At 70.0% G+C, this 21,531-nt stretch carries 15 protein-coding genes; 11 read left to right on the top strand and 4 right to left on the bottom strand.

What is annotated here, in order from left to right; genetic code table 11:
• Positions 1 to 515: 515 nt before the first annotated feature.
• Positions 516 to 2,963 (top strand): Helicase associated domain protein, encoded by a 2,448-nt coding sequence (locus tag ACIO3P_RS28575; protein ID WP_401855698.1) that lies wholly within the window; start codon positions 516 to 518, stop codon positions 2,961 to 2,963.
• Between the two features lie 162 nt (positions 2,964 to 3,125).
• On the opposite strand, the gene ACIO3P_RS28570 is transcribed toward ACIO3P_RS28575, so the two are convergent.
• Positions 3,126 to 3,887: a hypothetical protein gene (locus ACIO3P_RS28570; protein ID WP_401978214.1), complete on the bottom strand. Its 762-nt coding sequence runs from the start codon at positions 3,885 to 3,887 to the stop codon at positions 3,126 to 3,128.
• 280 nt (positions 3,888 to 4,167) lie between these two features.
• Between ACIO3P_RS28570 and ACIO3P_RS28565 the strand changes: the two genes are divergently transcribed.
• The 3 genes from ACIO3P_RS28565 to ACIO3P_RS28555 all read left to right on the top strand — a co-directional run bounded on the left by ACIO3P_RS28565 (position 4,168) and on the right by ACIO3P_RS28555 (position 8,954).
• Entirely contained in the window at positions 4,168 to 5,757 is a 1,590-nt protein-coding gene (locus ACIO3P_RS28565) for a DUF262 domain-containing protein (RefSeq protein ID WP_401855695.1), read from the top strand.
• A 176-nt stretch (positions 5,758 to 5,933) separates the two neighbouring features.
• Entirely contained in the window at positions 5,934 to 6,155 is a 222-nt protein-coding gene (locus ACIO3P_RS28560) for a hypothetical protein (RefSeq protein ID WP_401855693.1), read from the top strand.
• Between the two features lie 99 nt (positions 6,156 to 6,254).
• Positions 6,255 to 8,954 (top strand): SNF2-related protein, encoded by a 2,700-nt coding sequence (locus tag ACIO3P_RS28555; protein ID WP_401855692.1) that lies wholly within the window; start codon positions 6,255 to 6,257, stop codon positions 8,952 to 8,954.
• On the opposite strand, the gene ACIO3P_RS28550 is transcribed toward ACIO3P_RS28555, so the two are convergent.
• From ACIO3P_RS28550 to ACIO3P_RS28540, 3 genes are all read right to left on the bottom strand, one after another.
• Entirely contained in the window at positions 8,904 to 9,488 is a 585-nt protein-coding gene (locus ACIO3P_RS28550; RefSeq protein ID WP_385496333.1) for a zinc ribbon domain-containing protein, read from the bottom strand. The genes ACIO3P_RS28555 and ACIO3P_RS28550 overlap by 51 nt on opposite strands.
• Before the next feature lie 218 nt (positions 9,489 to 9,706).
• Positions 9,707 to 9,949: a helicase associated domain-containing protein gene (locus ACIO3P_RS28545; RefSeq protein ID WP_401855706.1), complete on the bottom strand. Its 243-nt coding sequence runs from the start codon at positions 9,947 to 9,949 to the stop codon at positions 9,707 to 9,709.
• A gap of 270 nt (positions 9,950 to 10,219) precedes the next feature.
• On the bottom strand, positions 10,220 to 12,010 hold the full coding sequence (locus ACIO3P_RS28540; protein WP_401855690.1) for a Helicase associated domain protein: 1,791 nt from the start codon (positions 12,008 to 12,010) through the stop codon (positions 10,220 to 10,222).
• Positions 12,011 to 12,253: 243 nt separating this feature from the next.
• Between ACIO3P_RS28540 and ACIO3P_RS28535 the strand changes: the two genes are divergently transcribed.
• From ACIO3P_RS28535 to ACIO3P_RS28505, 7 genes are all read left to right on the top strand, one after another.
• On the top strand, positions 12,254 to 13,264 hold the full coding sequence (locus tag ACIO3P_RS28535; RefSeq protein ID WP_401855689.1) for a TniQ family protein: 1,011 nt from the start codon (positions 12,254 to 12,256) through the stop codon (positions 13,262 to 13,264).
• A gap of 219 nt (positions 13,265 to 13,483) precedes the next feature.
• On the top strand, positions 13,484 to 14,134 hold the full coding sequence (locus ACIO3P_RS28530) for a hypothetical protein (protein ID WP_401855686.1): 651 nt from the start codon (positions 13,484 to 13,486) through the stop codon (positions 14,132 to 14,134).
• On the top strand, positions 14,131 to 14,775 hold the full coding sequence (locus ACIO3P_RS28525) for a hypothetical protein (RefSeq protein ID WP_401855683.1): 645 nt from the start codon (positions 14,131 to 14,133) through the stop codon (positions 14,773 to 14,775). The genes ACIO3P_RS28530 and ACIO3P_RS28525 overlap by 4 nt, the downstream gene beginning before the upstream one ends.
• Positions 14,756 to 14,956, top strand: coding sequence for a hypothetical protein (locus ACIO3P_RS28520; RefSeq protein WP_401855681.1), 201 nt, complete (start codon positions 14,756 to 14,758; stop codon positions 14,954 to 14,956). Before ACIO3P_RS28525 ends, ACIO3P_RS28520 begins: the two co-directional genes overlap by 20 nt.
• A gap of 392 nt (positions 14,957 to 15,348) precedes the next feature.
• Positions 15,349 to 17,226 (top strand): ATP-dependent nuclease, encoded by a 1,878-nt coding sequence (locus ACIO3P_RS28515; protein ID WP_401855678.1) that lies wholly within the window; start codon positions 15,349 to 15,351, stop codon positions 17,224 to 17,226.
• Positions 17,223 to 18,968, top strand: coding sequence for a UvrD-helicase domain-containing protein (locus tag ACIO3P_RS28510; RefSeq protein ID WP_401855676.1), 1,746 nt, complete (start codon positions 17,223 to 17,225; stop codon positions 18,966 to 18,968). The genes ACIO3P_RS28515 and ACIO3P_RS28510 overlap by 4 nt, the downstream gene beginning before the upstream one ends.
• Before the next feature lie 259 nt (positions 18,969 to 19,227).
• Positions 19,228 to 21,459, top strand: coding sequence for a hypothetical protein (locus tag ACIO3P_RS28505; RefSeq protein ID WP_401855673.1), 2,232 nt, complete (start codon positions 19,228 to 19,230; stop codon positions 21,457 to 21,459).
• Positions 21,460 to 21,531: the final 72 nt, after the last annotated feature.

Genomic DNA, 21,531 nt, shown 5'->3' with positions numbered 1-21,531 from the left:
CCCCGCGGAGCGGGTCCTCCAGCGCTGCGCGCTGGACAGTGATGGCCGGCGCGTTGCGCCGGCCCTGCGCCCGCTCCGCGGGCGCAAGCGGGGCAAGCCCCGCCTGCCAGTTTCCGCTTCGCTTCAACTGGCATGTGATAGGCCCGCGTTGCGGGCCTGTTCCGGCGGCAAGCCGCCGGTCGAGCCGCTTCGCGCCTCGAGGCAGGTCCGCTTCGCTCCCCTACTGAAAGGCTCGCTACAAGGAGAGGCGTGCGGAGTCTGTCTTCTTGTCTTCTCGGGCACTTGACGCTCCGGCACATGCTTCTGACGGAGCGTCACTTCTGAGTGTCTATTATCCCATACTGCTGGTGGCGGGATGGGGGTCTTCGGGGTTCAGATGCAGGGGCTGTCATGTGTGAGGCACGCTCGATTGTAGCGTGCGATGGCCTCGCAACTTGAGGTCTTGCATCATAATTTCTCTGTAGAGACTCTACCCTGAGGGCTCACTGCCCCCGTAGATCGAAAGGCGGGATCTCATGCCGAGGAAGCAGCGGCTCCGTCCACATCAGGTCGAGGCAGTTGATGCGGTAGTCCGCGCGCTCGGGTCTTCGGTGAGCGGAGAGCTGCCGGACGCGGCGGTGCGTGCGCAGGTGATTGCGCCTCCGGGAGCTGGCAAGAGCCTGATCGCGGTTTTTGCAGCGCAGGGGCTCCGTGCCGAACGGGTGTTGGTCCTGGTGCCCACGCTCGACCTACTGGGTCAGATGGTGGGCGTATGGCGTGCTGGCGGGCGTGGTGGTCGCTTGTTCGGGGTGTGCTCTGAGCGCGAGAAGGCTGCTGTGGGGGTGCGGTGCACTACGGATGCGGGTGAGTTGGCGGGGTGGCTCGCGGGTGCGAGCCGGGTGACGGTGTTCGCCACGTATGCCGCGGCTGGTCTGGGGGTCCTGGAGCGTGCTCACGCGGCCGGTGCGGGGCGTTGGGATCTGATGGTGGTGGACGAGGCGCACCGGACGGCGGGGGTGTTGGGGAAGCCGTGGGCAGTGGTGCATGACGATCGGCGGCTGCCGGCGGTGCGGCGGTTGTACATGACGGCGACTCCGCGGTTGTGGGAGGAACCCGGGCTGGAGGGGGCAGCCCATGGGTCGGGGCAGCTGGTGGCATCGATGGACGATGAGGAGATCTTCGGGCCGGTGGTGTACCGGCTGACGATGTCGGAGGCGATCGAGCGGGGGCTGATCGCGCAGTACCAGGTGGTCTGCGTGGATATTGCTGATCCGCAGCTGTCGGCGGTGCGGTTGGTAGGTGCGGAGGCGTTCACGGATGAGGTGCGGGGGGTGCGGTTGGCGGCCTTGCAGACGGCGGTTTTGAAGACTGCTGCGGAGCACCGGCTGCGGCGGGTGCTGACGTTTCATCACCGTACGAGTGAGGCGGAGGCTTTCGCGGGCGGGCTGGGGCAGGTGGCCTCGGCGTTGTGGGAGGCCGATGCGGGATCGTTCGCAGAGGCGGGAGCGGTGTGGGCGGACTGGCTGTGTGGGGAGCATCGGGCGGTACACCGGCGGCAGGTGTTGGAGACCTTTTCCGCGGGGGTGGTCGAGGATGCCGTGATGGAGCTGTGCGTGCTGTCGTCGGCGCGTGTGCTCGGCGAGGGGGTCGATACCGCGGAGTGTGATGCGGTGGTGTTCGTGGATGCGCGGGGCTCGACGCCCGATGTGGTGCAGGCGGTGGGCCGGGCGCTGCGGATGCAGCCCGGGGAGGGCAAGGTGGCCTCGCTGGTGGTGCCGGTGTTCCTGGAGCCGGGTGAGGAGCCGGACGAGATGCTGGCCTCGCGGTCGTACACGCATCTGGTGAAGGTGCTGACCGCGCTGCGGGCGCACGATGCCGAGGCCGTCGAGCAGCTCGCCGTCCCCCAGTCCCCCAGCCGGAAGGCTGCCTCGGGCGCGGGCGGGGCAGCGGGTGGGGCGGTCAGCGGGGCGGCGCAGGGGCTGCTGCGGTTCTCCACGGCCCGGGATCCGGTGCAGTTGGCGGCGTTCATCAGGGCGCGTGTACTGCGGCCCGAGGGTGAGTACTGGCGTCGGGGGCTGCAGGCCGCGATGGCTTACGCCGCCGATCAGAGGAACCTGCGGGTCCCCTACGGGTATACCGCCCCCGATGGTTTCGCGCTGGGGGTGTGGATCGCCAAGCAGCGCGTCGCCTACCGCCAGGGCACCCTGGCTGAGGAACGGGTGAGGGAACTGGATGCGGCCGGGATGGTGTGGTCCCATCTCAAGGTGGCCTTCTCCGAGGGCCTGGCCGCCGCGCGCTGCTGGGCGGGGGAACACGGGCACCTCCTCGCCCCCACCGAGGCAACCTGGCAAGGCTACCCCGTGGGGATCTGGCTGCGTGACCAGCGTGCCGCCGCGCGACGAGAACGAGCGGCGCAGAACGGGCCTGGCGGGGGCCGGGCATCGGGGAGGCCCAACAGTGCGCGGCGGTGGCGGGAGCTGGAGATGATCGATCCCGCGTGGTGCCCAGCCTGGGACATCGCCTGGCAGCGGTGCTTCCACCTCGCCCGCACCCACGTCAACGGCGGCGGGGAACTGCCCGCTGTGCCCGGGGAGATCGTCGTCCAGGGCGAGGACCTCGGGCGGTGGGCCAGCGTCCAGCGCACCGTTGCCGTATGGGGCGGCTTGCTGCCCGCGCAGCAGTGGCTGCTCACGCAGGTGCTGCACCTGACGCCAGACCAGGAGCAGCCTCAGGCAGGACCTGCGCCAGGCCGGCAGAGGGCCGTGAGTAGGACGCGGGCGCAGATGTGGGCCGACAACCTCGCCGCCGCCCGCCAATATCGCCAGCGGGAAGGACATCTGAATGTCCCTCGCCAGCACGTGGAAACCGTGGACGGTGACGACCGTGCGCTGGGAGTGTTTATCGCCAACTGCCGGGCACGCAAGCAACGCCTGGCCCCTGACCGGGTGCAGGAGCTGAGTGCCGTCGGATTGAAATGGGGGTGAGGAATCACGTGTAAAGGCCGCCGACGTACGCGGCCGTCGCACCATCATCACCCTCGATCGCGCCGACTGGGATCTGGAGAGAATGGGGCGCCCCCGGACCAGGGCGCGGTGTGCGGGGGCGGCCCGTGCCCTGACGGCCCAGGGAGTACGAGGCGGTTGTTCTCAGTCGTTACGGTGACGGGCGATCATGTGGTTCAAAGCCAGGTCGTGGGCGGTGGCGGGGCTGCGGACGTAGGAGCACACCAGGCACGTGCCCGGGCCGTAGCCAACACCGAAATCGTCGAGGCCTCTGACAGTGAAGGTTTCGCGTCCGCAGACGGGGCAGTCCGCAAGGCCCATGCCGTCGATCAGGTCGTCGGGGTGAGCAGGCAGGTGGTCGGCTGCGAGGGCGCTCCGCCGGTCGGCTTCCTCCTCGCCGATCAGTTCCAGGTAGTCCTGTGCCCGTAGTCGCTCGTACCGGTCCTGGATCTCGTTCTTGACCCAGTCGGCTTCCCGTTTCTCCTCACTGACCTGGCGCAGGCATGAGTGGTCATCAAGTTCGAGCAGTGCAACGACATGCCGCTCCTCCAACTCGCCCACACCGCGTGCGTGCCGCACCCGCTGGGTCTGCTCCAGGGCGTCGTTCAGCGTCGCCACGTCCACTGCGATCTCCGGCTCGTCGGCCGCGTCCGGGACAACGCGTATGCCCTCCCTGGCCTCGTCGCATTCTTCAGCGATGATCTTCAGCAGCTGTGATGCCGCCTTCAGCCGGTGGTCGCCGTTCCTGCGTTTCTCGGTCTCCTGCCCTGGCCAGGTGCGGGCGACGATAGCCGCCAGCCCGTTCGTCAACGCCTGATCGAAAATCGCGGCAGCACCAGGGACCTGGAAATCGACATCCAGCACCGTGGCGCACCGGCCGTACTCTTCGGCTCGTTTCTCCTGCACCTCCTCATCCTCACCGATGGGCCACGGCAGCACAGGGGCGGCCCTTGCCGGCGCCAAGGTGGTCGCTGGGCTTGGCCGTGCAGGGCACCCGGGCTGAGCTGGTCGAGAGTCGGGCCGACGTCGGCACCAGCGTTTCCTGGCGTCTCAGCGCAGACAGGTGTGCGGCGGCAAGGACGCCGAGAGGGCGGGCCGCAGAGGTGACCGCCGTGTCCGCCGGGGATTGTCAAACCCTCCCACTACCGTCCCTTTTATCTCATTTTTCTACCTTTGGAGGTGTGGGGTGAGGGACACCGGCATTGAGCTAAAGCGGTTTCTGGACGAGGCCGAGGGCGGGGCGTACGACCTTCCTCCGATGCAGCGGGCTCTGTGCATCCGGCCCGCCTTCTCCGTGCGGCTGATCGACTCTCTGTACCGGGGCTACCGGGTCGGCTCCCTGCTGATCTGGGAACCGCCGGTGGGCCACCGGCCCGCCGCAGGCCGCTACCAGACGCTGGCCGGGCGGCCACGCTGGTGGATCCTGGACGGCCAGCAGCGCGGCACCTCCTACGTGGGGGCCTTCGGACGGCGCCCGGCCTGGATGCCCGAGGAACGCTGGAGCGACATAGGCGGGCCGGCTCTGGAGGTGGCGGCGCGCTTCACCGCCGCAGGCCGCATCCAGTTCCGTGCCCACCAGCCGGGCCGTGTGCGGCACGTCCGGCTCGCCGATCTGGTCGCCGGCGGTGAGGTGCGCTCCCTGCTGGAGGAGGCGAGCCTGAACCCCACCGATGCCCTGGTGGAGAAGGCGCTGGAGCTGCGGGCCGGGCTGCTGCGCTATGTGCTGCCGGTGGAGTGGCTGGCGGCCGAATGGGCCGACGCGGCGGAGAACTGCATCCGCCGCAACCCCTCGCTCAAGCCCGAGGAGCGCTCCTTGTGCAGCCTGAGCATCGCCTTCGAGGAACTGCAGCGCGAGCACGTCGATGCGCTCGTGCAGAGGGCCCGCACGGCGGGCTTTGCCCACTGCCTCGACCGCCATCAGCTCAGCCTGGTCCTGCAGGACTTCCTGCCGCGCGAGGCCCGCCGGGCCCAGGGACGGTGGGCGCAGCGCGATGCGGTGAGCCGGGCCATGGAGCGGACCGACCAGTCCGTCACTCAGGTCATCGCCTTTCTTCACCGCCACGGCATCACCAGCGACGCCGTGCTGTGGTCGCCTCCCATGGTGCGGGTGCTGTGCGCCTTGTTCGACCGTTTCCCCCAGGCGGCCGCCTCCCCGTTCACTTGGCAGTGGCTGGCTCATGCCGCCGCATCCCAGTTCTCCCCCGGCGGCCCCCGGCCCGCGCGCCCTGGCCGGGACGTCCAGGCCGTCGTGGCCTGTGCGTCCTTCCAGGAAGCCGCCGCACTGCTGGCCGGGCAGATGGCTCCCGTGCACGCCTCTAGGCTGCAGGCCGAGGAGTTGAGCAGTCCGTGGGCGTCCAAGCGGCAGCTGCTGGGGGCGGCCGGCACGCTGTATGCGATGGCCTGCGCGCGCCGCATCTGCGGTCCGGTGGTCGACCTGGCCGACCCAGCCATGGTCTTTCCCGACCCGCGGATGCGGCCGCGGCTGCTGCGGCCCGATGCAGGCAAAGAGCTCAGCCTGGCGGCCTGGGCGCTGCTGGGCGACGCCAGCGCCGAACGCATCCAGGCCGGCGGTGGGTGGAACCGGACCGTGTTCGAAGATCTGGACGTGCCCCCGGGCATCCTGGCCGCGCACCAGCTGGCGCCCCCGGTCGGCGGGGCGGTGGCCGTGCCGGTGGAGCAGCAGCTGAAGCTGCGGGCGCAGGCCATGACGGATGCCGTCAACGCGTTCCTCGAGGCCATCGGGCCGCTGGCCGTCCCCCGGGGAGAGGAGGTCTGACATGCCCTCCACCCTCCCGCCGGACGGTCCACAGTGGCGGCAGGCCGGGGTGTATACCAACGAGGACGGGCAGAGTCGCCGGGCTGCTGACCGGCTGGCTGCGCGAGGCGGAGCGGGACGGCGGATGCCTGACACTGACCGCCGGATACATCAGTTTCCGCGGGCTGGAGCTGCTGGTGCCCGCCCTGCGGCGGGTGGTCGAGGCTGGCACGCCGGTGCGGCTGTTGATCGGTGCGGAGCCGACCGGGCGGGCCGCACTGATCGAGCCCGCCGGACCGCCGGAGGACCGCAAACGGGTCGCCCAGGCACTGGGGCAGAGCGAGCAGGCACTGCGCGCCGAGCTCAATGGCGTTCCCACCACGGCGGCCAGCGCCTGGCGGCTGTATGAGATCCGGTAATGGCTGCGCCATCCCGGGGCGGAATGCCGGCGCTGGGAGCACCGGTTCCTGCATGCCAAAGCACTGGTGGAGGTCACGGCTTCGGGCCGGTGCCGGGCAGTGGCAGGCTCCTTCAACCTGACCCTGCCGGGGCTGTGCACCAGCGGCGAGCTCGGCCTTGCCGCACACAACGCCCGGCAGAGCCGGGCCGTGGCCCAGGTCGTGGAGCGGTTCTGGCAGCAGGGCGCCTCCTACGACCTGGCTGCGCTGATCGACGAGCGGCTGTGCCCGTATCCAGCCGAGCTGGTGTATCTGCGGATGCTGCTGGCCCGTTTCGGTGACGAGGTCAACGCAGCCCCCTCGCCGCTGTCCTTGAAGACGTTCCAGCGCGACGGGGTCGCCAAGGCGCTGGCGGTGATGGACCGTTACGGCGGTGCGCTGCTGGCCGACGAGGTCGGCCTGGGCAAGACCTACATGGCCGGGGAGGTGATCCGCCGCCTGACCCTGACTGGCGCGGGACCGGTGTTGGTGGTGTGCCCGGCCCACATCAAGCAGTCGGTGTGGCGCAGGCGGCTGGACGAGTGGCAGATGGACGGCGTGCACGTGCTCAGCTACCCGCAGCTGCTGCTGCGGGTACGCCGCCTGATGCGCCGGGGCAACGACAGTGCCTGGCGCCGCTACGGGCTGGTGGTGCTGGACGAGGCGCACGCCCTGCGCAACAGCAACACCTGGCGGTGGGCGCTCATGCAGTTGCTCGCCCGGCAACCCGTGCGGCCGAAGATCCTGATGCTGTCGGCGACCCCGGTACAAAACCGGGGCCGTGACCTCTCCCAACTCCTCAAGATCGTCGCCCCGTTGCGGGACGAATCCGACGACCCGGTGCAACGGCTCCGTCCGTCCTTCGACGAGCTGGAGGAACTGTGCGAGCACGCGGACATGCTCGACGAACGGGACCTGGAGCGGCTGCACACCGAACTGGACCGGCTGATGGTGCGCCGCACCCGGCCCTTCATCGTCCAGGCCTACGCCCGCGAGGCACGCCGGCTCAAATTCCCCACCGTGCGGCAGGTTCCGGTGCGCTACAGCCTGCCGCCGCCGCCGCTGCAAGTCCTGTTCGGTGATGTGCTGGACGCGGTCGGCCACGACAATGCCCTGTCCGAGGACCAGCTCACCGACCTGGAGAAGCTGCGCGGGCCCACGCCGCGGGTGGCCACCCTGCGGCTGGCCGCCTACAAGGCAACCACCTATCTACGTGTTGATCCCGACGAGCCGCGCTGGCTGCCCCTGCTGCTCGGCCTGCTGCGCATGGGTCTGCTCAAACGCATTGAGTCCTCCGTCGCCGCATTCGCCGCAACCGCCTCCCACATGGCCGAACTCACCCGCACCGCCCTCGACGAACTCGACCGGGGGCGGGTGCGCGTCTACGTGCCCGTCCGGCTCAAGAAGGAGATCCGCGAGCTGCTGGACTCCCCCACCCGGCAGGTGGCCCACAACGGTGAAGAGCTGGACTACAACACACTCGTCGACCACTACCTCGGCGGCGAACGCCCTCCGCCCGGCGCGCACACGACGGGACGGGACTTCCGCTACCGGCAGGCCGCCGACTTCGATGTGGCGTCCATGCGAGCCGACCTCGAACACGACCTCGAGGTACTGGAACACCTTGCCCGTACCGCTGCCGCAGCCGTCCCTCATGACCCCAAGCCCGACGTCATCACAGGGCTCCTGGCCCGGATCTGCGCCGGGCTGTCGTCCGCGAAGACCGTCCTGTTCGCCAGCTCCCGCGTCACCACAGCGGATCTTGGAAAGCGCCTGGAAACAGCCGCAGCCGCAGGCGGCCCGCTGGACCTCCTCCAGGGCCGCATCGCCAATCTCGGCGACACCGAGATCCCCTCCAAGGCGCACATCGCCACAGTGCTGGGGCACTTCGCACCACTGACCGCCGCCAACCTGACCGGCGAGATCGGTTCCGAGATCCCCGAAGACCTCTACGACCTCCTGCTCACCACCGACATGCTTGCCGAGGGCGTCAACCTCCAGCAGGCCAGCTACGTCATCCACTACGACCTGCCCTGGAACCCGAAAATCCTCGAGCAGCGGCTGGGCCGCATCGACCGCCTCGGCTCCCCGCACACCCACGTGACGTCCTACACCGTGCTGCCGGACGTCGGGCTCGATCTCGTCCTGCGGCTGGTGGATCGGCTCATGGCCAAGACCCGCGTCGCCGCCGCCTGCGTGGGCACCCCCAGCGAACTGCTGCCCGGCGCCCCGGTCGAACCGCGCAACTTCGTCGACCTGATCGACCATCTCGACCATCCGCCATCCCGCCGCGGCCGCCTCCCGCTCGCCGAACACCAGCGGGTCTGGCTCGCCCGCGCCCTGCGCGAACCACGCCTCAAAGACGCCCTCGACCGACTGCCGCTGTGGTGCGGGGCCATCCACCCCGGCCACTTCGACGTCCCCGGCGTCGTCTACTGCTTCACCGTCCTCCAGCCACCCGACCAGCGGTGCATCACCGCCTTCGCTCGCGTCCACGGGTACCCCCGCCACCAGGCCATCACCCTGGATGCCGCCCGCTGCCTGGAGCAGGCCCATCTTGATCTCGAGCAGTGGCTCGACGCCTGCACACAGCACGCCGTGCCTCTCGCACCCCAGCCGGATGTCGCCCCGGCCGAAATCCAGCTGGTCTGGGAACTCCTCGACTACGCCCGCCAGCAGGTGGCCACGGCGCACGGCGTCACCGACGACCCCGCCGGCGAGCGCATCCAGCTAACCGCCTGGATACTCCTGCCTGACCGCAACGCCACCCCGGCTTCCTGACCTCCGGCACAGAATCGTTGACATCCTCCCCCTCCCAAAGGAGGGGGATTCCCGCCAGCCGGCCGGTGGTGACCGGCTTGGGCTTCGGGTGGGTTCCCCGTTCAACGGCCGTGCCTGGCGTGGGATTTCCACTCCAGGGCTGACCGGCCCTCCAGGGGCGTTTAGCCTCTCCGCCTGCCCGGCGGCGAAGATCACACGCGACGCATTGAGGTCACGGTCATGCTCAGTACCGCAGCCGCCGCACCGCCAGGTGCGCACGTGCAGCGGCTTCTTCCCGTCGTCTCGCGGTGTTCCTCCCCCGGCTGAAGCCGTGAGTATCCACTGATCGTCTGGATCCCGGTGCAGGCACGCAGAGCTCGCGGGCGGTCTGACGGGCCGGAGCCTGTCCCCGGGACGCCGCACCCGCGTGCGGGCCTGCCTTGGCTCCCGGCTCGGAGCCAAGAGGGCATGTGACCGAGATGCGTCGGGACGCGATGGTGCACGGCGGAGTCGTACGCGACTGGGGACGTTCAGCGGTACGTCCCGGGCGGACATGACGCGGAGCCGGGATCCGGGCTACCCCGGGCCGCCCGGCTTCGCTTCCGACCGCCCACGGCAACCCGGCGGTGCCTTCGGATTACGCGCCGAGCGGTGTCGGCATGGCGCCGACCGGCAGGGCCTGAAGGCGGGCGGACAAGGCCCGGGGGCTCTGGTCGAGATAGGTCATGCCGCCGGTCCCGCACAGATACGTGCGAGCGCCGGTCGCGGCCGCTTTATACCAACGTTCGTGTCCACCGCATGTCGAGTGCTTCGAGAGCATCGAGCTGTTCGCGGGACAGACGGTAGGGCCGCCGGCGTTTGTCGGAGAGCCATTCCCCGAGGCGGAAGGAGCTGCCGCGGTCCCAGACGACATGGTCGTAGGGGACGTTGAGGTGCTGATGGGTGCGCCAGTAGGCGTGGGCGTGGCGCAGGCCGTGGGCGAAGGCGCGTTCGCTCTGGCTGCGGGGCGGGCGCAGCAGCAGGGCGAGCGAGTGGTGGAGCGGCAGGGCTCCGAGGAGGTTGTGCTGAGCGGAGCTGAGGCTGGGCAGGACTTGGAGTTGCTTGTCGAGCCACTGCTCCAGCGGTCGGTCGTCGCTGTCCGGGGCGAGGTCGGGAAATGCCAGTTCGCCGCGGCGGGCGGCTGCGAGAGCGCGTGCGTAGATGCGCCGCCAGTGGCCGTGCTTGTCCCAGCCGGCGTCCCACCAGGGGTAGATGTCGGTGAGGGCCCGCTGGTAGCAGTAGGGCAGTTACCCGCGGCGGGCCTTGGTGCGGCATGTGTTGATCCAGCGGCCGACGTCCATGCCCCGGAAGCGTTCCCCCGGCACGGGCGAGAGGTGGCCGTGCCGAGCGTGGTAGTCGCGGGCGATGCCCAGACGGTGCTCGATGCTGGTGCGGGGGTGTTCCCAGATCATGCCCAGCGCGTCGAGCGCTCCGATGCGTTCGGGCTTGAGGCTGTGGTTCATGCGCAAGGAGCGCTGGTTGCCCAGCCACCAGCCGAGATAGAAGCGGTCGGGGCCGCAGTAGCTGCTGGGCACTTTGAGGTGGCCGTGTTGTTCGCGGTAGCGGCGTGCGCTTTCGAGGCCGAGTTCCCAGATGCAGTTGTGGGGGTCTTCGGCGTACAGGCTGAGCAGGGGGATGAGTTCGTCGGCGCGTTCGGGGCGCGCCACCGGGTGCAGAGGGTCGGTGGGCTTGGGGTGGCGCAGGTAGTGGACGCGGTGGAAGACATGCTCGTCGTAGAGCTTGAGGGCGGACAGGACCTGTTGCAGCAGGTAGAAGCGGGTGCCTTTCGCGGCGTCGGCGAGGTCCTGGCCGGGGGCCTTGTAGACGGGGATGATGATGTGGGCGACTTTGTTCTGGCCGGGCACCGGGCGCAGGGCCCGGCCGACGGCCTGGACGATCTGGTACGTGCTGGTCTTGGCGCTGGTGAACAGGACGGAGTCGATGGCGGGGACGTCGACGCCTTCGGCGAAGATCATGCAGTTGGTCAGGACGGCCCGCAGTGGCTTTTTGTCGCTGGAGGTCAGGGAGGCTTCTTTGAAGGCGCTGACCTGGGTGAGCCTCTCGTAACGGCTCTGCTCGCAGTTGACGGTGCCGGCCTGGAGCGGGCCCTGCATCCGCTTGGGCATCAGGGCAGCCGTCTCGGGGAGGGTTTCCGCGAAGACCTCGGCGGCCTTGATCCGTGGGGAGAAGACCAGGGCGCGTCGTAGGTCGTAGTCGTGCATGGCGCTCAGCAGGGCGACCTCGGCGGCCGCCATGCGCAGGCCTTCGGAGTCGGCGGCGAGCATCGGGTTGCGGTTGAGGATGGCGCGCAGGTCGGCGTCTTCCACCTCGATGGCGACGATGCGGTAGTCGGCCAGCAGCCCCTGGTCGATGGCGTCGGCCAGGGAGAGGCGGAAGACGACCGGGCCGTAGAGGTTCAGGTCGTCCATCGAGGCGACTTCGATGTCGATCGGGAGGTCCTGGCCCGTGTTGGACTCGAAGTTGCGGGGGGGGGTGGCGGTGACGAAGAGCCGGTGGTGGGCGAAGATCTGCTGGCTGTTCAGCAGCAGCGCCCAGGGTTTGGCGAGGTTGCCGGCGGTGCGGTGGGCCTCGTCGCTGACGAGTACGTCCCAGGGCGGCATGTGGAACAGCCGGTGGGCTTCGGCGATCTTTCCCAGCGAGTGGTAGGTCGCGAAGACGCTGACCGGGCCGTCGGCCTGGGAGATCTCCGCGGCGAGTGCGGCAGGGGTGGTGACGGCGGTCAGGATGCCGCGCAGGGCCGGGTCCTTGGGCAGGTCCGGATCTCCGCTGAGGGCAAGGTAGCGGCCGGGGCGGCCTTCTTTGTGCCACTCGCGGGCGGTCTGCTCGAGCAGTTCCAGCGTGGGCACGACGTTCACGGAGGTGCCCGTGGGCGCCATGTGGTGCACGACGTTGAGGGCGATGAAGGTCTTGCCGCTGCCGCACGGGGAGTCGACGCGGCAGCGGGGCGCACCGAGGAGGAACTCGGTGACGCAGTTGTCGACCGCCTGCTGCTGGAACGGGCGCAGCGGGATACGCAACCGTGGTAACTCGGCCGTAGCCGTGCTCCTTTCGGGTTTTTGAGGCAGTCAGGTCCTCCTCGAGGGTGGAAGGGGGTTTGCCGCCCTGCAGTGCACAGACGCCCGCACTTCACTCGAACGGGTGACGGGGGCTTGCGGCCGTGCGCGGTCGGGACTGGGATGCGGAGGTTGCGTTGTGCGCGTGATCCCGGCCGGGCCGCGCGCGGCCGGCCTGTGGCGCATGCGGTCCTGGTGGGAGGTGCGATGGCAGACAGGACGGGCGTATGGGGACCGCGCCTGCGGCTGCGGGTCCCCGTGCCGCACCTGGCCGGCGAGTCGACCGGCTCGTTCGTCAATCGCCTGGCACATGCCCACGAGTTGGAGCTCGGAGATCTTTTGGACCGGGTGGGCACGGGCCGCCAACCGGTCAATCCTCGTCTGCCGGCCCTGGCGGAGCTGTATGTCAACCGGGCGGCACTGGATCATCTGGCGGTGCTGTCCGGCCGGACACCGCACCGGCTGCAGCTGGCCCTGACCAACCTCCAGGCTCGTTTCCTGCTGCCGGGAGATGATCCGGCGCGCTGGCAGTGGCCGTTCGAGGTCCGTGGGGGGCATGTGGTGCGCTGCTGCGACCTGTGCGCCCTTGCCCGGGGTGTGGGTGAGGCGGCGTGGCTGATGGGGCCGGATCCGTGGCGGGTGTGCCTGCGTCACCGGCGATTCACGGACGACCACCGCGGCCAGGACCCGCACGTGGTGCGGCTGGAGGGACTGCCGGAGGTGGTGCGTGCGCACGCCGACCGGTTGCGGCTGGAGCGCCGCTTCGGGGCGGCGGGAGCGGAGCTGTTCGCCGATGGCTTCCAGATGGTGGCGCGCTGGTGGGAACGTACGCCGGACGTGTGGAGCTGGACGCAGCGGGCCTGGCGGGCGGGACTGGAGGGGGGGGAGCTGCGCACCGGTCCGCTGGTGACCTATCCGGAGGCCGTCCAGCTGGCGCGGGAGATGCTGTGCTACGAGCAGCGCGGCGAGCGCACGCCTGCGGCGCGGGCGGTGTGGGTGCAGGACGTTCAGCAGCTGATGGCCGGCTGGGGGTTGGAGGACGTGGACGGCTGGGGCGAGCTGGCGCAGTGGCTGGATCACCATGCTCAGCCAGCTGCGGCCTCGTTCGCCGACGGTGCCGGTGGTGCCCGTCGGCGCCGTCGGCGGGTGCTGGCCGTGGGGCACAGCCGACTCGCTGAGCCGTCCGGCTCGTTGCGCGAGCGCTCCTGCATGGCCTGAGAACTGGCCTTTGCCAAGGGCGAGTTGACCGTAGGCTGGTTTGTCAAGGGGGTGCCACCCGTTCGAGTGATGCCTGCTTCGGTGCACTGACCGCTGCGGGCGGGAGACGGCCAGGCTGGCGTCACGGCCTGGTTCGGGGCGACGGCTCCGGCGGGCAGACGCGGAGGGAGGCGCCGGGTGCGTGAGGTGAGGGCGTGGCATCTCGACGACGATGGCCGCTTGGTGTGTGTCGCACCCGAGGCGCTGTGGGGGGTGGCGCTGGAGGAGCGCCAGCCGCCTACAGATCCGGTCGCCTACCACGGCCGGCAGGGTAAGCTCACCGACTGGTGGTCGGCGACGACCAGCACGCTGGTGGTGTGCGGGTCCAAGCGGCGCACCTATGTGGCCACCGAGCTGGACTTCGATCCCGCCATCCGCCGTTTCGCCGGGGAGCCGGTCGAACTGCACTGGGAGCAGGGCCGCATCCGGCACCGGTGGCGGCCGGACTTCATCGCCCTGACCCGCGACCAGCAGCGGCAGGCCGTGGTGCTCGCCCCGCACCGGATGGGCCCGCAGTGGCGCGAACGCCTGGCCGCCCTGCGCGAGGTCGCCGCTCAGGCCGGCTGGAGCGTGTGCGTGCGGCGGGAGAACCTGCTGCTCGTGGCGGACTTCCGGCAGCCTGCCGTCTGCGATCAGGCGCATGAGCGTGCCCTGCTGGCCGCGTTTCGACGACCGCGCCCGCTGAAGGAGGGCGTCCTGGCCAGCGGAGTGCCCGAGTTCCTCGGTCACGACCATGTGTACCAGCTCATCTGGCGCCGTCTTCTGGACATCGACTGGAGCCGGCCGCTGCTGCCCTTCTCCCCGGTCTGGGCGGCAAGGGGGCAGCGATGACGGGCACTGTGTCGGGCTGGTTCGAGACCGACCGGGTCTGCCTGGGGGATCTGGTGCGCTGGCGCGGTGGCGTGTGGGAAGTCAGCGCCTTCCAAGGGCGGCAGATCACCCTGCGGCCGCAGTCGGGCGATGTGGCGCCGGTGGACATGCTGTGGCGGGAGGTGGAAAGCGCCCCGGACTTCGCCGTCCTCGACAACGACGGGCAGGACGTGGCCCGCGCATGCCTGCCCGCGCTGGGCGAGCTGCTGGAGGCCGCCACCCCGGCAGAACGCGAGAAGGCCCTGTGGTGGCACGAGCACATGAAAGAACTCCACACCGGACTGCGGCCCGGCTCCACCACGGCCCGCCCCGGCTACGACCCGGACACCACCACCTTCAAACAGCGCTGCCAGACCAAGTCGGCCGAACTCGCCGCCGTCGGCATAAAGTTCAGCTGGCGGGCGCTGGATGACCGGCGCCGCGCCTGGAAGGGGGCCGACGAGAATCCGCTGGTGCTGCTGTACGACGGCCGCAAGACCCGCACCCCCGACCCGGGCGGCCGCACCGACAAGCGGGTCATCGCGCTGATGCACGAGGTCACCGCCGCACGTCTATGTGCCGGGTCTCGGGCACCGCCTGATCGTGGAGATCCCCTCTCTTGAGCCCGGGCAGACCGCGGTTCCCACACTCGGCGCCAGCCGGAGGGTCGGCAACCTCGCATTCGCGCCGGTCAGGACGGTACTGCGCCAGGGCTGGCAGTTCCACAACGGCTATGTGCAGTCCCTGCTGCGCTACGAGCCGGAGTTCGGACTGCTGACGGAGCCCGGTGATGAGGAGTTCTGAACGCTTGCGCACCCCACGGCACCCGTGACCGCTGTCTTGGGCAGCTACCGGGCCGGGCCTTCCCCCACAGACCAGCCCCGGCCTGCGGGAAGCGAGGGTGGTCGTGCCGACGGGCATCACCAGGCACGGCGCTGTTGCGGATCGGCTTCGAAGACGACTACCTGCAGCGCCTGGTGATGTAGATGGCGTTCCTCTTGGACGCCCGGTTCGCAGCTCACGTGCAGCTGGGCCCGGCCTCACGGCAGCTGGCCTTCCTGTGGCGCGGGCCATCATCTGCGCTGACCGCTTTGGGTTACGACGAGTTCTGAATGCTGCGCCAGACAATGCCCACTATTATCCGATGATCGCTATTTCTCAGAGTGACATGCCGGGGACGGGGGCGGGCAGTGTACGTGGCCGAGGTGCTGGTGGAGCGGTTCCGGTCGTGCGAGCGGGTACAGATTCCGCTGCGGCCGGAAGTGACGGTGTTGGTCGGGGAGAACAACGCGGGCAAGTCGTCCGTGATCGACGCGCTCCGGCTGCTCACGGACCCCCTGGACGGGCGGCGCGTGCGGTATTTCGAGGAGTCCGATGTCCTCACCACCGCGGCCGCGCAGGGCGGCCCCAGCCTGCAACTGGACGTGGCCGGCATCGGCTCGCAGGAAAGCGGCGCGTATCTCGAGGCGCTGCTGCCCCAGGGGACTCCTGACAGCCGTACCGCCCGGTGGCAGGTGTCCTGGACGCCGCCGCAAACGGGCGGGCGGCGTGGAAGCACCGTCTGGGCGCAGGGCGCGGGCCTTCCGGTCACGGGGGACCCTCCGGCGCGGGGCGGTGTGCGGCATGTCTATCTGCCAGCGCTGCGCGATGCCGAGCGGGAGCTGGCCTCGGCGGGCGGGGATCGGGTGCGGATGATCCTTCGCGGGCTGCTGGGCGATGACGAGCAGGCCGATGCCTTCGTGGAACGGATCGGCACCGAGCTGAAGAAGGTGGCTGCGGACCCGGACGTGGTCAAGGTCAGCGAGAAGATCAACCAGCCGCTGCGGGATCTGACGGTCGGCGCGCATCCCCAGGCGAGTGAACTGGCCCTGGCCGAGCCGACGTTCGCGTCGATCGCCCGGTCGCTGCGCATGCTGCTGGGTGATGTCTCCGCCGCGCCGTTCCCGTTGTCGGCCTCGGGGCTGGGTTACGCCAACACCCTGTTCATCGCCACGGTGATGGCCGAGCTGGACGCGGCGGCAGAGGCGGATCTGACCGTGCTGCTGGTCGAGGAGCCCGAGGCGCACCTGCATCCGCAGCTGCAGACCCTGCTGCTGCGTTACCTGCAGCGGCGGGCGCGCGCCTCGCGCCGGCAGCCGTCGGGAGATCCGGCTGAGCCGGCCGGGCATCTGCAGGTGGTGGTCACCACCCACTCCCCCATCCTGTCGGCCGCTGCGAGCGTTCAGGACCTGGTGGTCATGGCGCGCTGCCCGGGTGAGCTGTCGGACGGCTGGCGGGCGCGGCCTTTGCCCATTCCCCGGCTGCAGTTGAGCCCGGACCGGGTGCGGCATCTGGACCGCTATCTCGATGCCACCAAGAGTGCTCTGCTGTTCGCGTCGCGGGCGATCCTCGTGGAGGGTATTTCCGAGCTTCTGCTGCTGCCGGCTCTGGCCGAGCGGGTCCTCGCCGCAGACGAGGACGCCGATGCGCCGGCGAAGCGGGAGGCGTTCGAGGCGGTGGAACGGTTCTTCGGCACCACCCGGGTGATCGTGGACGGTGTCGGGTTCGAGGTCTATCTGCGGGTGCTGCTGGCACCCGTTGACGGCATCTGTCTGGGCCGGCGGGTTGCCTTGATCACCGACACGGACGTGGCACCCGAGCAGCCGGAACCACCCCGGCTGCAGTCGCTGCGGAAGCTGCCGCGCGGCTGGCATTCTCCTGGCGAGCTGCACCTGGCCGCGGCGCCGAGGACGCTGGAGCCGGCCCTGTGGTCGCAGAACAACATCACCGCCTTGCGGGCGGCGTTCCTGCGCTGCGCGCCGCACTCGCAGGACCGCTGGAAGCAGGTCGTTGAGGCGACGGATCCCTCCCTGGCGTTCGGGGAGCTGTTCGTCCCGAAGGCCAGCCGGACCGTCACCGGCACGGACGGAGAAATCCTGAAGGGCACCGAGATCTCCAAGGGCCGGTTCGCGCAGGAACTCGCCGACATACTGGCCGACCGAGTGGTGCCGTTCACGGTGCCCGAGTACCTGGCGGGTGCCATCCGTTTCATCACCGCCCAGGACACGAGCACGCTCGCAGTGGGCGCGCCATGACGACGCCTCAGCAGGATCCGGTACGGGCCGACGCCGAGAAGCAGCAGCAGGCCGCCATGGTCGTGGCTGCGCCTGCGTATGTGACTGCCTGCCCGGGCGCGGGCAAGACGCATGTGATCACCAACCGGCATCTGCAGTCGCCCCGGCGGCGGCTGCGGAAGGGGCGGGCACTGATCTCGTTCACACGGGTGGCGCGGGACCAGATGGCCCGGCGCTGCCGCTCGGCGGGCCGCGCCGATCTGGTCCAGGCGCCGCACTTCATCGGCACGCTCGACTCGTTCCTGTGGGAGTTCCTGGTCAAGCCGCGGCGGGCGGCCCAGCCGGCGCCCCGTCTGCTGGAATCCTGGGCGAGCATCAAGGCCCCAGTGGAGGGCGCGGACCGGGAGATCAACCTGCACCGCTTCCCCATGACGGTAGATCCCTCCTACAGCGAGGCGCGCGAGGCTGTTGCCTGGGACAAGCTCGACTACGACACCCGCCAGCTCATCAAGGACACCTCCTACAGCCGCGCGCAGTGGGAGAAGAAGATCTTCGAGACCCGCAAGGCGTGGTGTGACGAAGGCTATTTGACCGGGCACGAGGCGCGGGTCCTGGCCCTGTGGAACCTGCGCCACGCCAAGACCGCCGCCGCTCTGCTGCCCCCGCTGCTCTCCCGGTTCGCGGAAGTCGTCGTCGATGAGGCACAGGACTGCTCCGCCGCCGACCTGGCGATCCTTCAGCTGCTGCACGACGCCGGCCTGCCGCTGGTTCTCGTCGGTGACCCGGACCAGGCCATCTACGCCTGGCGCGGCGCCGAACCCCAGGCTCTCCAGTCCTTCGCGGCTCAGCTCTCCCCCGCCCCGCACCGCCTGACCGGCAACTGGCGCAGCTCCCCCGTCATCTGCCGGCTCGCGTCCACCCTGCGCACGGGGCAACGCCCGCCGGACACCTCCGTGGTGCGCGACGACGACATCCCCGTCCTCGTGCTGCCCACCCGATTCGCCGACTCCGGCAGCCGGCACCTGCACGCCCCGACCGGTGCCGGCATCGTCGACGCCTTCCGCACGCTGGCCGAGGAGTACGCCGTCCCGGCCAAGGACTGCCTGGCGACCGCCTACAAGTACGCCACCCTTCCGGGCATCACCCGGGAAAAGCCCAACACCAAAGCCATCACCAGCCTGGGCTGGGCCCGCACCGTCACCCACACCCCGGGCGCCAGCGGCGATGACCTCGCCCGGGCCTGCGCGGTCGCCGTGCGCGTCCTGTTCGGGTACTGGTACCCGGGCGAAACCGGCGGCCCCGACCGCATCATGGCCGGCCACCGTCTCTCGGCCGGACAGGTCAACCGCACGGCGTTCGCCTTCCTGCACAGCCTGCCTGCGCCCCACCGGGAATGGGGGCCGCAGGTCTGGCAGGCCATGAAGGCCTGGCCCGCTCTTCCCGGGGCTGCTCCGCAAGGCGGCAAGGGCCGCCCCGCCGGAAAACCCACCGTGTCGCGCCTCCAGGTGGCCACCGGTATCCGCACCAACATCGTCCACCAGCTCAAGGGCGACGAAGCAGACGGCGTCCTGCTGTTGCTGCCCGATGCCGGAAGCGTCCAGCGCTGGGCCACCGCAGACCCGGCCACCGACGAGGTCCTGCGTGTCTGGTACGTCGCCGTCACCCGCGCACGCCTCCTGGCCGCCATCGCCGTACCCGAGGACGAGACCGACGCGCTGGCCCAACTGCTGGCCAAGGACCAGGTACCGGCCCGCGTCGCATGAGATCTCCTTCAAGCTGCCTGACCCGGTACGGAGACAGGCAGCGTGGGGAGAAACCCGGAAGGCAGCGCAGTGAGCATCGCCGGCCTGCAGCGCCAGCATGACGACATCGACGGCGGATGAAGTCTATCTACTTGTGCGCTTTTGAGATCAATAGGCCGTAGCCGTGCCGGACTCGGCGCGGACCGGGCTAAGGTCAACTTCGGCCTGGTCACGATGGTTTGGGCCGGTGACGAAGTTCGCTCACGAGGGAGCCAGCGCAATGCACGGTCAGTTGACACCGGACGTGCCACTCGGCCCGTTCGAGGGCACGGCGATCACGGTGTGGTCGGGGCAGGGCAAGCAGGCGAAACTGCATGCCAAACCCTCGTGTTCGTACCTGCGCTCGGCTCACGGCGTCGAACGGACGGTACATCTGGATGCCGTTGTGGTAGGCCGGATGTGCCCGCAGTGCGGCACCTACGGGTCCTGGGCACGTCCGGGTACAGGGCTGGCGGTGTTCCTGGACACGGTGACCGGGCTGGGTCTGTTGTATGAACTGGACAGCTTCCGCGCACCGGACGAGGACACCTTCAGCGACGAAGAGGTCCGGCACGCGGCCGCTGTGCTGTACACGCCCGTGGCCGACGGTCCGGCGGTCCCTGCCGAGCAGGACGACGCGGAGGACGACGAGGACGGCACGTGGGAGGAGCGGCAAGAGGCCCAACGTGTACGCGAGTCGGTGCTGCGGCAATGGGGCGGCGCGCTGGCGAGCATGCACCGTACCCACCGGAAGCTGGCGCTGTTTCCCTGGCTGCGGGCCTGGGCCGGGGAAGCTCTTGAGGCAAAAGCCGGGTATCTGCGCGTCCTGCAGGAGCAGGCCCGGCTGCTGGTCGTCGAAAGGGCGCTGCTGGCGGCTGCCGCGGCGGCTGCCATGACGGAACCGGATGTTCCCGCCGACGAGCCGGCCTTCGCGCCGCTGGGCGGCCCCGGCGAGGCTCGCCGGCTGCTGCTGAAGCTGTGGCGGCGGTGGCGCGGCGCGGTCGAGGACAGCTGGGACGACCCGCAGCAGCAGACGTACGTGGTTCATCACCTGACCGACACGATGGGCAGCCGCCGCAAGGGACGCAAGCAGATACTGGATCGGGCCCGGGCGGTGGTGGCCGGCTGGGAGGCCGACGTCCGAACGGCGGCCGGCGGGCGACACGGCGAGCGGGTTGTGGTCGCTCGTTTTCCTGATGATGCGGCGGAGCGCGGTTCTGGCAGGTCACTTGTGGACCGGCTGGGTGAGTGGGAACTGGGGGTGCTCGCCTCGTACACGGCCGGCACCGTCTGGGAGCCGCAGTCCGTCCTCACCCTGCGGGTGCCGGAGCCGGTGGCCGTGCGGCTTCTGACTCACCCTCACACGCTCTCCTACAGCGAGCCGGAGACTGCCGAGGCCAGACAGCCGGCGGCGCCGTCCCCGGCAGAGCCGCGGCCTGGGACCGGATCGGGGCTGGGGCCGGGGGTGTTCGACGACGCGCCGGTCCACAGCAGGCGTCCGGTCACCAGCGAGCACCTGCGCGCGCTGCGCACCGCGATGCGGGATGCCGAACAGCTGTACGTGGTGTTCTCCGTCGACGGCGGGCTTGAGGTCGTGGCCTTGAGCGTTCTGGAGGAACGGTGCAGCTCAGGATGGCAGGGTTGCATCGTCGCCGGTGCAAGTGACTTGCCCGACGCGCTCTTCGCGCCCCGCCAGCCCTCTTCCGGGCAGGAGGAGCCGGTCTGGCCCGCCCGTATCCACGATCCGCATCACGAGGCGTTCGGCAGCCATCTGAGCTCGGCAGAAGGCGAACGGGTGCTGGTGCGGCTGCGCGAGGGGCAACGCGACACCGATCACGCGCTGCGTTCGCTGGCTCTGGCCCGCGGCGTGGCCGACCTGCGCCGGCTGGAGGCTGTCGGGTATGACGACCGGGATCTTCCGCGCCGTCCCTTCGTGTCGGCGGTCTGGCACGGTCTGCTGGCCATGGAGCAACTGGATCTGGAGCCCTTCGAACACGACACCGGCACCGGGTGGCGGCAGGGGTCGGGGCTGCCGCTGGGCGTGCTCGCCAAAGTGCAGGTCTACACCTCGGACGCGGAGGGCCGCTATCAGGGCCGGGCCCACTCCCCCGACTGCAAGCACCGGCGTCCGGAGCGCGGTATCACCGGCGACGACGACTTGGTGAGCATCGCGGAGTTGCTGGACAACAAGGGCTTCGATCCGTGCAGTAAGTGCGGCGGGTATGCCGTGCGCCGTCTCAGCCAGGATCAGGTCGCCTACTACCGCGCCGCGCACCGGCTACACAGCCTCACCGACCAGGTGCGCTCGGCAGCGGTCGGCAGCGCCGGCAGTACTGAACTGGCGGCGCAGCTGACGGAGTTCGCCGAGCTTGACCGGCGGACTGCCGACGCGTGGTTCCCGCTGCGGAAGGAAGCCCGCCAGTGGCGGCGGACGGTTGCTGCTCTGATGGGTGAGCTGTCCGGATCGGCATGACCGAGGACAGGGCTGCGGCGCTCGGCGCTGGAAGGCTGCCCCGGCGTCCGGCGGGCCTCTCGCAGCGCCGGT

The sequence above is a fragment of the Streptomyces sp. NPDC087310 genome, assembly GCF_044744405.1.
In the GTDB taxonomy this organism is placed as follows: Bacteria; Actinomycetota; Actinomycetes; order Streptomycetales; family Streptomycetaceae; genus Streptomyces.
This window is presented reverse-complemented; position numbering and strand designations above follow the sequence as displayed.

Coding starts and splice junctions, on each gene's coding strand:
- ACIO3P_RS28505 (WP_401855673.1), top strand. CDS start 19,228: ATGCACGGTCAGTTGACACCGGACGTGCCACTCGGCCCGTTCGAGGGC.
- ACIO3P_RS28535 (WP_401855689.1), top strand. CDS start 12,254: ATGGCAGACAGGACGGGCGTATGGGGACCGCGCCTGCGGCTGCGGGTC.
- ACIO3P_RS28510 (WP_401855676.1), top strand. CDS start 17,223: ATGACGACGCCTCAGCAGGATCCGGTACGGGCCGACGCCGAGAAGCAG.
- ACIO3P_RS28550 (WP_385496333.1), bottom strand. CDS start 9,488: ATGTCCGCCCGGGACGTACCGCTGAACGTCCCCAGTCGCGTACGACTC.
- ACIO3P_RS28525 (WP_401855683.1), top strand. CDS start 14,131: ATGACGGGCACTGTGTCGGGCTGGTTCGAGACCGACCGGGTCTGCCTG.
- ACIO3P_RS28575 (WP_401855698.1), top strand. CDS start 516: ATGCCGAGGAAGCAGCGGCTCCGTCCACATCAGGTCGAGGCAGTTGAT.